The organism is Bacillus sp. JJ1532, assembly GCF_036965085.1.
Lineage (GTDB): Bacteria > Bacillota > Bacilli > Bacillales > Cytobacillaceae > Cytobacillus.
This window is the reverse complement of record NZ_JBALOW010000144.1, coordinates 1-3,769: the sequence shown is the minus strand read 5'-3', so window position 1 is coordinate 3,769 and position 3,769 is coordinate 1. Positions and strand designations below refer to the sequence as shown.

At 34.1% G+C, this 3,769-nt stretch carries 3 protein-coding genes; 1 reads left to right on the top strand and 2 read right to left on the bottom strand.

The window, feature by feature from the left end:
* Positions 1–194: 194 nt before the first annotated feature.
* Positions 195–620, bottom strand: a complete 426-nt coding sequence (locus V7122_RS25465) for an SRPBCC family protein (protein WP_335530079.1) — start codon at positions 618–620, stop codon at positions 195–197.
* 721 nt (positions 621–1,341) lie between these two features.
* Positions 1,342–2,301 (bottom strand): NADP-dependent oxidoreductase, encoded by a 960-nt coding sequence (locus tag V7122_RS25460; protein ID WP_335530076.1) that lies wholly within the window; start codon positions 2,299–2,301, stop codon positions 1,342–1,344.
* A 439-nt stretch (positions 2,302–2,740) separates the two neighbouring features.
* On the opposite strand from V7122_RS25460, the gene V7122_RS25455 reads away from it, so the two are divergent.
* Positions 2,741–3,514: a Cof-type HAD-IIB family hydrolase gene (locus V7122_RS25455; protein WP_335530073.1), complete on the top strand. Its 774-nt coding sequence runs from the start codon at positions 2,741–2,743 to the stop codon at positions 3,512–3,514.
* Positions 3,515–3,769 lie beyond the last annotated feature (255 nt).

Sequence of the window (3,769 nt, the reverse complement as noted above, 5' to 3'; positions counted from 1 at the left end):
GTTGAGTTGTTTGTAAAGAATAGTACTTTAACAAACGGGTAGCACTACTGGAATAACGGTAATACTTTTTTCTTCTACAAGTAAAGGGGCAGGTAGAATAAAGTAAAAAATAGCGGTATCTGTAGGTATTTAATATCCACAGATACCGCTTCTATTATTTTGATGACTAATAATGATTAAATTGAGATCCTTTTTTAATTGTTTGTATACTCTATGTATTTTTTAAAATTATTTAAAATTGCCTGCCAACCTTGTTGTTGTAACTCAATTGAATTCGAAGCCTCGGCATCAAAAGTTTCAATTACTTCGGTTTCGTTTCCGCGGTCGTTAAAAGTGATTTTCACTTTTCTTCCATCCTCTATTGTATAAGCAATTACCTCATATAGTTTTATTTCATCATAAACTCCGCTAAAATCGAAACCAAAACTACCATCTTTGGCTTCCATTCTTGAAATGAATTTCCCGCCTACTCTTAAATCATTCTCAGCAAAAGGGGAGTGCCAATCATCTGAAGCAAAGTTCCATTTTGTCATATGAATTGGTTCTGTCCAATATTCCCATACCTTTTCAACTGGTGCTTGAACTGTTGTTTCTACTGTAATCTCCTTAAATATCTCCATTTTTTGCCTCCTATTAAAATAAATAATTTGTACCAAAAGTTACCTTGTTTTATTATAATTAATTTTGAAAAAGAAATCTATTCTGACAATTTGCGTATAAATGGATAGGTAAGACTTATATGTTCATTGTGTAGAAATGTACTTCCACTGACAGGGGAGTTTCTACGATAAGTGGAGACGTATTTTTCTTTTTGAAGTAACGGGGCATTTACTTTAAAAAGGAGTAAAAAGTGTTGGGGAAGAAAATACCTATTAGGAGTAGAAAAAGGATGGCTGAATTATATAATGATTATCAATTCAGATTTAGTATCAAGATTTATAAATGAACAGTATCCAGAATGGTCTGATTTAAATATTACGTCTGTAAAAAATGGTGGAAACGATAATAGAACTTTTCATCTAGGCGATTTATGAGTGTAAGATTACCAAGTGCAGCAGGCTTCTTAGCTTCTGTAAAAAAAATTCTTGATTCATGAGTTTCCGAACGATTTCACGGTTACCCTAATTCTTATTAAATAAAAGGGCGTAAGAATTATACAATGATGGACTGTGTCATTAATTTGTTATAGGAGCTATTAATGAAGAAGAACAAGAAATTATCGGGACTGATAAGCCGCTTGTTCTTCTCATTCTATTTTTGTTGATGATAAAGTATTCAACAAGAAAAACTTAATCAAACTTTAACGATCTTACAGGTAGACAAATTTCGCAATATGGGTTGTTAATCATTATCACCTTGAGCACCATCATATACTTTTAAAATAATGCGACCGCGCCCATGACCTTGTTGAGATATTTTATGTGCTTCATCCACTGTTTCTAATGAAACAAGTTTTGAAATGACGATCCTTAACTTTTTATCTGCAATCATTTGGGAAATTGTCTGAGAAATAATTTTCGTTTCCTCAGGAGAATACGGAGTAAACGGTTTTCCTGTTTTTAGTCCATACATACGTGTTTTATCAGCTGATGGCTGTTCAACTAAAGATAGAAGTTTTCCTCCTTTTTTCACAACGGACCAGGATCTTTCTAACGTATCTCCGCCAATCGTATCGACAACCAGGTCTACATCCTGGACTATGTTCTCAAAAGAGGTGGAAGTATAATCAATGACAGTGTCTACTCCTAATAAGGACAGGAAGTCTAAATTTCTCGCTGAACTGGTTCCTATAACATGTGCTCCCTTCCATTTAGCCAATTGGACTGCAATAGAACCAAACCCTCCTGCTGCTCCATGAATCAGCACTTTTTCACCTTCCCTTAATTCTCCGTCCCTAAATAGAGTATGCCACGCTAGAATAGCACTCGCAGGGATTGCTGCTGCCTCTTCAAATGTTATTGTTGAAAGTTTAGGAAAAAGTTCTTCTCTTGATGCTACGGTAAACTCAGCATAAGTTCCATATTTGCTTCGTCCAAAGACTTCCTGCCCGATGTAAAAATCATGGACATTACGGCCAAGTTTCTCCACAGTTCCTGCAAATGTTGTCCCAGGGGTATAAGGAAAGATTGCAGGTCGACTATCCTTAAAGTAACCTTCACGATATTTCCAATCATACGGAAGGACCCCAACGGTATGAACCCGAATTAACACCTCATCAGAGCTAGGCTCCGGAATAGGAATCCTTTCGAGTTTTAATTGCTCCGGTCCACCGTATTGGTAAACTCGAATGGCTTTTATCATAATGAATCAAATCCTTTCTTTATTTTTTTATAAAAGTTGGCCATTTTGGTCCTCTACATAGATATGAGACAAATATCCAATTTAACATTGCCAGTAAGAAAAACCCAAAATATATATTACTGTAAATTACTGTTTGGCAATAGAAGACAACAGGGTTTAAGGGAGGGAAATTGTTTAACTCAATTAATTTGGTAGTAATTGCTCCACATATGGCAATAGAAAGAAAGTTTGACAAACTGTATACACCGATACCAATGCCTGATTGTTCAACAGATAGTTTTTTGGATATCCAATTGGTTAATGATGGTTGCATAAAAACATATCTAACAAAACAGATCCCTCTTATAGAATCTATCTAATTTTAACAATAGTATTTAAATTTGGTATAATTTTCTAATAGACTACTTTATATATTGATTAGTACAAAGGGGGTACCATAATGGATTATAAAATTGTATTTTTGGATGTTGATGGAACTATAACAAGTCACGAAGATGGCAGCATTCCATCTTCTACTATAGAAGCTATAAAAATATTGAAAAGCAAAGGAGTGAACGTTGTTGCCGCTACGGGAAGACCATTATCGATGTGTAATGAATTACAAGAAATAGGAATAGAAACCTTTATAACAGCAAATGGCGGGCACGTAAAACACAACGAAAAAGTGATTCATAAAGTACCAATGGATAAGAATATTATCTTAGAAGTAATGGATTTTGCCCAGTCGGAGAATAATGGTTTGTCTTTTTATACTGAAGACCTTTATATGAATGGTGTTACAGAGGACGAAATCTTAACAGCATTGAAGGAAACCTTATTTCTCGATGATTATCCTATTACTAATCGTTTAATTCATAAACAAGAGGTATTTTTATTGTGTTTATTTGCAAGTGATGTGGCTGTTGAGAAGTACATACAAAAGTTTCCAAACTTAACATTTAAAAGATGGCATCCATATGTGTTAAATGTTTTGCAGGAAAATGTGTCTAAGTCTTTAGCTATCATGAAAACTCTAGAGTTTTTTGAGCTAGATAATACAGAAGCCATTGCTTTCGGTGATGGAGAAAATGATATTGACATGTTGGAACTAGTTGGACTTGGTATAGCAATGGGGAATGGAAATGAAAAATTGAAAAGTATTGCGGACTTTGTTACCAAAAAGTCTAGTGAAGATGGTATTCATTATGCGTTAAAGAAGTATGGGATAATTTAAATTCCAATGAACTATGGTAAGACTGGCAAACTTTATTTTCAATATCGAAAATTATCGGCACCTATCATAAAAAGCGTATTTTTATTAGTAGTAAAAAGTCTTTGTTTAACTAATTGTTACGTTTCTACAAAAGCGAAGATGGTTTTTTACTAGGGTATAAGAAACATACTCTGACCCATTTTTTTAAGGCGGCGATAGTATTGGTTACTGAACTTAGTATTTCATTATTTATTCCTACTGATTTAATAGATAAGG

Coding starts and splice junctions, on each gene's coding strand:
- V7122_RS25455 (WP_335530073.1), top strand. CDS start 2,741: ATGGATTATAAAATTGTATTTTTGGATGTTGATGGAACTATAACAAGT.
- V7122_RS25465 (WP_335530079.1), bottom strand. CDS start 620: ATGGAGATATTTAAGGAGATTACAGTAGAAACAACAGTTCAAGCACCA.
- V7122_RS25460 (WP_335530076.1), bottom strand. CDS start 2,301: ATGATAAAAGCCATTCGAGTTTACCAATACGGTGGACCGGAGCAATTA.